Source organism: Nostoc cf. edaphicum LEGE 07299, from assembly GCF_015207245.1.
GTDB classification, from domain to species: Bacteria; Cyanobacteriota; Cyanobacteriia; order Cyanobacteriales; family Nostocaceae; genus Nostoc; species Nostoc edaphicum_B.
Genome location: NZ_JADEXF010000237.1, coordinates 1 through 6,250 on the forward strand (window position 1 = coordinate 1; position 6,250 = coordinate 6,250).

The 6,250-nt window shown below is 40.2% G+C and carries 8 protein-coding genes; 5 read left to right on the forward strand and 3 right to left on the reverse strand.

Annotated elements, in window-relative coordinates; translation table 11 throughout:
• Positions 1–153: 153 nt before the first annotated feature.
• Positions 154–459, reverse strand: a complete 306-nt coding sequence (locus IQ229_RS09190; protein WP_194043074.1) for a helix-turn-helix domain-containing protein — start codon at positions 457–459, stop codon at positions 154–156.
• The gene (locus IQ229_RS09195) at positions 456–998 is read right to left on the reverse strand and encodes a hypothetical protein (protein ID WP_194043076.1); all 543 of its coding nucleotides are present in this window, start codon (positions 996–998) and stop codon (positions 456–458) included. Before IQ229_RS09195 ends, IQ229_RS09190 begins: the two co-directional genes overlap by 4 nt.
• A gap of 171 nt (positions 999–1,169) precedes the next feature.
• Here IQ229_RS09195 and IQ229_RS09200 point away from each other — a divergent pair, with 171 nt between their 5' ends.
• From IQ229_RS09200 to IQ229_RS09215, 5 genes are all read left to right on the forward strand, one after another.
• Positions 1,170–1,343, forward strand: a complete 174-nt coding sequence (locus tag IQ229_RS09200) for a ribbon-helix-helix domain-containing protein (RefSeq protein WP_118170726.1) — start codon at positions 1,170–1,172, stop codon at positions 1,341–1,343.
• A gap of 157 nt (positions 1,344–1,500) precedes the next feature.
• Positions 1,501–1,632, forward strand: coding sequence for a hypothetical protein (locus IQ229_RS24480; RefSeq protein WP_265582963.1), 132 nt, complete (start codon positions 1,501–1,503; stop codon positions 1,630–1,632).
• Positions 1,633–1,755: 123 nt separating this feature from the next.
• Complete coding sequence (locus tag IQ229_RS09205; RefSeq protein WP_194043078.1) at positions 1,756–2,766, forward strand: AAA family ATPase; 1,011 nt, start codon at positions 1,756–1,758, stop codon at positions 2,764–2,766.
• Positions 2,767–2,785: 19 nt separating this feature from the next.
• Complete coding sequence (locus tag IQ229_RS09210; RefSeq protein ID WP_194043080.1) at positions 2,786–5,296, forward strand: S8 family peptidase; 2,511 nt, start codon at positions 2,786–2,788, stop codon at positions 5,294–5,296.
• A gap of 224 nt (positions 5,297–5,520) precedes the next feature.
• Positions 5,521–5,709 carry a hypothetical protein gene (locus IQ229_RS09215; protein WP_228013332.1) on the forward strand — a complete coding sequence of 63 codons (189 nt, stop codon included), beginning with the start codon at positions 5,521–5,523 and terminating at the stop codon, positions 5,707–5,709.
• 38 nt (positions 5,710–5,747) lie between these two features.
• On the opposite strand, the gene IQ229_RS09220 is transcribed toward IQ229_RS09215, so the two are convergent.
• Positions 5,748–6,250, reverse strand: a 503-nt coding sequence (locus tag IQ229_RS09220; RefSeq protein WP_194043081.1) for a hypothetical protein, incomplete at its 5' end; no start/stop codon positions are given.

Genomic DNA, 6,250 nt, shown 5'->3' on the forward strand with positions numbered 1-6,250 from the left:
CCTCCCGATCATACTTATGATTTAGCTGGTAAATTGCAGTCGAATAATAGACAAAAGTGACTTAAACATTCTCAAAACTAAAGCCACCCTACTGTGAGAGTGGCTGGTAAAAAAATGTCATCCTGACATTGCAATTGGTTGACTTTTCGATTCCTACTTATGCCCTGTGAGAGAACAGAGTATATTCAGACATTCTTCGGGAATTTCCTCGAAGTGTTCTAGCAGGAAATCCATCAAGGCAAGATGGCGTAAATCACTGGGCATGGGAGTGCGGTAATTGCGACCCTTGGAAAACCAACGCCGGACAGTTGAGAGTGAACGAGAGCAAATTCTAGCGATCGCCTCATGATTGACATCCCATTTGGCATAAAAATTCTTGGGTGTCATTCCTAATTGACAATGGCTGTAAAGGTCAATTAGACTTTGCTCTCGTGCCTGTAAAGAACGCGGATTAGTCATAGCATTGGCTCCGCTTCTAGTGGCTCTAAATCCTCTTCCCAAGCAATATCGGCAGATATCCAAGCAGCACTGAGGCTATCTTTGCTCAACCAAATCAGGTAGCGCCAAGTCCAGCAGCAAAGATGGGGAGCAAAGCTATAAAATCTACCGATCACAGTTCCCCAATCGGTGTCAGAACCAATCCAACGCAATTTGTCGCCATACAAAAAGCGGGGTGTTTTTGCTGTGTTCGCAAAGTCGTCGGGTAAATCAACAGAACTCGCAGAAAATTTCTGGTTAATTAATCTTGGGAGTAAATCGTGGCGATTGAACGCGATGCCTTCGGCAAGGCTAAAAGCCAACGCACTCAAATAACTAGCAACTAATTCAGCATCAAGACTCTGGGTTAATTGGGAAATCAATAACGCTGCTAAACTCTCTTGTTCTTGCTGTTCACAATAATTGCTGAGTTTCGCCAATAGTTCAGCAATACCGAAGTCATCTAAAGCTTGTAGATAACTTCTGTGTTCATCTGTTTTGTGGCAAACAGGTCTTAACATGGAATATGTCTCCTATGAAAGGGAGCCAGAAGCCAGCGTCGGCCGTGAGAAAGTTGTGCGCTGGCTTTTGACTTATCAGTAATTATACATAGATTTTGTGTAATTCTATTTAAATTTATTTGTTTTTAGTGATTTAATATAAAAATACATATAAAAGCTGATAATAGTCAGATGGGAAAAGTAACATTGAGTATTTACATGGAAGAAGAAGACAAAGAAGCTCTGCAACAACTGGCGGATGCAGAGGAGCGTTCTTTGTCGCAAATGGCAGTGTTAATTCTGAAACGAGCTATTAAACAAGCGCAGGCGGATGGAACGATTTCGCCGCCTGGTAAGGGCAAGTGAGGCGATCGCATATTGTGTTTGCAGAAGATAGGTTGTCCCTTCGATGAAGCGGCTTGGGACTGTAAATTAATAATGTTTACTTAGAATGCGATCGCCACAAGTTAAGCTTGCTTTCATAATGTTCTAACTGTGGAGCTAGGTTTAAGGTTCCAGCACTATGGATGGATGCGTGGTGTCAGAGGTGTTTTACGCCGTTTGTCGATATGGCAAAGTGTCAGAAGCATTGGAGCAAAAGCAACTAGATAATCCAGTAGAAAAAGCTGCCCCAGTTAGAGAACTTGAGGAATGATTCCTGTCAGATGTAATATTTCAGTGCTAAGATAAATAGCCTTTTGGGCCTTTAAACTTCTTGTAGTACAAAAATACTATAATAAATTAGGGTACATAAAGTATCCAATCCCGGTTCTAAAGTATGGCACGTGGCGAAATTCTCAGAAAACTCTTCAAAAGCTTCTCTCGCAATGAGAGAGAAGAGTTTTTGGCTGCGGCTATGGAACTTATTGAGGAAGAAAAGAATAAAAACCATATCCTACTTGCTAGAGATTTAGAAAAACTGCTTCAAAATGGCAATGGATACACCAAACCCTTAGCTTCTAACCTGGCTCCCTACAACCAGTTTTCTGAACCCCCTAAAGATAAAGATACTGGGCTTGCCTTACTTGAGGTAAAACAATTCGATCTGACATGGGATCACATCGTCCTCAGTGAAAAAATTTTTGATACTCTCCAAGAAATCGTCCTCGAAAACCGTAAGCAAGATATACTCGCAGCTTATAATCTCAAGCCCAAAAACAAATTACTCTTCTGCGGCCCACCTGGCTGTGGTAAAACGCAAACCGCAAAAGTCCTCTCCAGCGCACTTGGACTGCCGCTCGTTTACGTGAACCTAACGGCAGTATTCTCTTCTTACTTAGGTGAAACTGCAACCAATCTTCAGAAAATTTTTACCTATATCGAAAAGGGAGAATGGCTTGTTTTGTTTGATGAGTTTGATGCGATCGCCCGCGATCGCGATAACTTAAATGAGCATGGTGAAGTCAAACGCTTAGTGAATAGTTTGTTACAACTTATCGATAATGCCACCAATCAAAGCATATTTGTCGCGGCCACCAATCACGAAAAACTGCTAGACAGTGCTGTTTGGCGACGATTTGATGAAGTTATTTTCTTTGATAATCCATCGGTTGAACTGCGGACGGCTCTTTTGAGTCGTTACTTATCTGCTATCCGTTATACTGCTATTAATCTGTCTACCTTTGCTGATCGACTTGAGAATGCTACTGGAGCAGATATAGAGCGTATATGCTCTGATGCAATTAAAGCCGTGATTCTACGGGGTGAACGTACCTTGACTGCTGATGATTTAGAGGTTGCGGTCGGACGTTTTTTAGAAAGACAAAGTATAATAGCAAACTCAAGATAATTATTTACGTCGAACCACAATGGGGAGTCAGTTTGAACACCTGAAATTACCGAGAATAATAAACATTGAATTACCTCGACGATCTAGTGGTGGTTTTGGTGGTGCAAAACGTACTGATGTCAGTGAACACGGTAAGCAGCTATTAGATCAAATTTCTAGCCTTATTGAGCCTGTTAAGCAAAAGGCTAGCCCTTTCCGTCTTGACCCAAAATTGATTTTTAAGATCAAAGTTGCTGAAAAACATTCTTTTTCGGACAACTTGGTAACTCAAATAGGATTAAATGTCTTAGCACGTGAACCCAATAAAGCTATTGTTGTGTTTTCGTCTGACAATGAGCTAACAGAATTCAAGAAGCGGTTAGAAAATTATAGTCAGATCAAAGATGGCCCCAAATATGAATACTTAGGGGCAATCGATGAGCTAGTTCCCCTCGAACCTGAAGATCGCATTGGTCGTCTGTTAGATATAAAGCGTGTACAATCTGGTGAACTTGCCGCTTTAGATTTAGAACTTTGGCACACAGGCAATCGCAAAGAAATGCGAAAGTATTTAGATGATATTGCCGATGTCCTAGAAAGTTTAACCAGCGATACTGCTCCTATGAGAATGAGTGATAGCTACATAGGTGACTATCTCTGTATTGCTCGGATTAAAGTGACTAACGAAGTTTTAAATCTTCTGCTGCTAGAGGAAATTGTTAAAGAAATTGATCGCCCTCCCCAACCTGCTTTTGAAACAACTGCTGACTATAATCTATCCATTTCTAGTTTTCCCGAAGTTGTTCCCCCACCTGAAAATAATTGCGGCGTTCTTGTTATTGACTCTGGTGTACAGCGTGGTCATCCTTTAATTTCTAAGGTACTGGGTGAGGCTGAAGTATTCCCAGATGCAAAACGGCAATTCATAAAAGGTGGAGCTGATGATGTACATGGGCATGGTACAAATGTCGCTGGCATTGCTATCTATGGAAATGTTGAGAACTGCATTCAACAGCGTTCCTTTGATCCAACAGCTTGGTTATTTTCTGCTCGTGTAACAGATGAAAATAACAGATATGATGAGGATCTTCTCATAGAAACTCAATTTGATGAAGTTATTCGCGCTTTTGTTGAACAGTATCCTAATTGCAAAGTCATCAATATTTCGCTAGGTAATGCCGATCAAATTTACCGAGATGGTCTGAAGCAGTTTCGGCTAGCCGCCAAAATAGATGAAATTGCTTATCAATACCAACATAAAAATATTCTGTTTGTAATTTCAGCCGGTAATGCTTTCTATGAAGAGGCAGAGTCAAATGAGCAGCTACGGACTGATTACCCAAATTATCTGCTGAACAAGAGCGCTCGAATTATTGACCCAGCAACTTCAGCAATTGCATTGACCGTAGGTTCTTTATCATTTGGTCGCGGTAGTGTCACAGAACCTTCTGATGTTCGTCGTCAGGCGATCGCAAATTTATCAGGATACCCTTCTCCATTTACCAGAACTGGCTTTGGCGTAGATGGAATGATTAAACCTGATGTTGTGGACTTTGGTGGAGATTTAGTGTTAGACCTCAGTTATCGAGAAAGTCTAGGTCTACCTCAAGTCAATGTATTGCCAGATAGTGTAGCTGGTGTTTCTGTTCTAACCCTATCTAAAAATTTCAACAGTTCTTTATTTCACATCTGTAGTGGTACAAGCTTTGCTGCACCTCGTGTTGCTAACCTTGCTGCTCAACTTTTTACAAAATACCCAAAAGCTAGTTCTAATTTGATTCGAGCGCTTATTGTCAACTCTGCGGTTCTTCCCAAGGAAATTCCAGTGGAATTTCAATGTAATAGTAAGCAATCTCAGAGTCAAAATACAAAACAAATCGAGAACCAGTTAGCAATTTATGGCTATGGGCAGAGTGACTTGGAACGTGCAATGTATTCTGCCGAGAATTACGTTGTTTTATCAGAAGACAATATCTTTATTCCAGCAGGCAAGTTTCATATTTATGAAATTCCCCAATTACCGCCCGAATTTTTTGAAGTAAAAGGTACTCGCTTACTATCAATCACCTTGGCATTTGATCCACCAACTCGTCCTACTCGTGGAGACTCATATTTGGGAGTCACGATGGAATTCAATCTTTTCAAGGGAATTGATCGCGAAAGTATCGTGAATGCTTATGTAGATGCTAGTAAAACAGATGTACCTGATAAATTCACAGAAATCTCCCTGGATATCTTGAAGAAAAAACACAAGGGACATAGCATCGTTTGTAACTTGTCTCCAACTTCCACGCTACGGAAGAAAGGAACAGTGCAAAGAGGACAAGTAGAAATAACGTCGAAAGCTATAAAATATAACAATTTGCCCATGATCCTAGTTGTAAATTGTAACCGTAAGTGGGCAAATCCAGATGAAATCGAAATGCAACGTTATGCTTTAGTAGCTTCCATTAGCCATTCCGATCCTCAAGTTAATTTATACAATCGGATGAAACTCCAGATTAACCAGAGAAGCGATAGAGAGCAAGAGCGACTACGAGGAAGAGTTTAATTGATCATCCTGCAATGAAAGTCAGCGCACTATAACTTTAGTACTATAACTTTATAAGACACAGGAATTACAGCTTGACTCGTCTTTAAGGATGCGATACCTGCGGTAAGCTACGCTAACGCACCTCTCAACCCAAACTCTACAGCATCAAGCGATCGCTCCATGAATTCGTCTTCCTAGTCCCTGCTGAAACAATAGCCAATTGGTTAGAGAGAATTGGACAATTGGATAAAGCAGATAGAGAAGCTATAGAAGAACGTTTAAAGTATTTTTTGAATATTCAAGAGAATCCTAGTGAAGACTGGTTTGCTCAAAATGCGTCTCCAGAACTTTTGAAAAAAGTCTTTGATTATCTACCTGAAGGTACAAAGAATTTAGCAATAGAAGAATTAATCAACAATTTAGGCTCATAGTACCTAGATATTTATCAATAACATTGATATCCTAATTATTACAAATCCGGCAATCTGCTTACTGCTGTCTCGATTTTATTAGGTTCTGAAATCCTGGTAATGGTTACATCCCGAATAGGACGATCACTGGTACTGATGTTAAGACTATTGTCTACCATCTGCCGATCAGTCCACAGCAGATCAAATCCACGTTCGATCAAAACTCCTATTTGATCTGTAATCAGGTATCGTCCATGAGGCATTTCTTGTTCACGCCCTATCTCTTCTTTAATAGTTAGCTTGAATGAGGGAAAGCTAAAGTTTGTCTGCATATCAGCTTCAAATTGACGGAAAACTCTCTGAGCTTGCGATATTTTATTCTCGTCTAAATATCTGATATCAAAGCCACTGTATACTTCAAATATTCTTGTTGCTTTAGGGCTAGAATGCTGTAAGTATATCTCTAAGAACCATTTCAAAGTTTCACAGTAGTGTTCTGGTATCCCCTGAATTGAAGTAGTTTCTCCATTTTTATATTTAATTGAACGTCCAATCATTCTAT

Excerpts from the sequence above, each read along its gene's own strand:
- IQ229_RS24480 (WP_265582963.1), top strand. The coding sequence starts at position 1,501 with ATGGATGGATGCGTGGTGTCAGAGGTGTTTTACGCCGTTTGTCGATAT.
- IQ229_RS09190 (WP_194043074.1), bottom strand. The coding sequence starts at position 459 with ATGACTAATCCGCGTTCTTTACAGGCACGAGAGCAAAGTCTAATTGAC.
- IQ229_RS09210 (WP_194043080.1), top strand. The coding sequence starts at position 2,786 with ATGGGGAGTCAGTTTGAACACCTGAAATTACCGAGAATAATAAACATT.
- IQ229_RS09200 (WP_118170726.1), top strand. The coding sequence starts at position 1,170 with ATGGGAAAAGTAACATTGAGTATTTACATGGAAGAAGAAGACAAAGAA.
- IQ229_RS09195 (WP_194043076.1), bottom strand. The coding sequence starts at position 998 with ATGTTAAGACCTGTTTGCCACAAAACAGATGAACACAGAAGTTATCTA.
- IQ229_RS09205 (WP_194043078.1), top strand. The coding sequence starts at position 1,756 with ATGGCACGTGGCGAAATTCTCAGAAAACTCTTCAAAAGCTTCTCTCGC.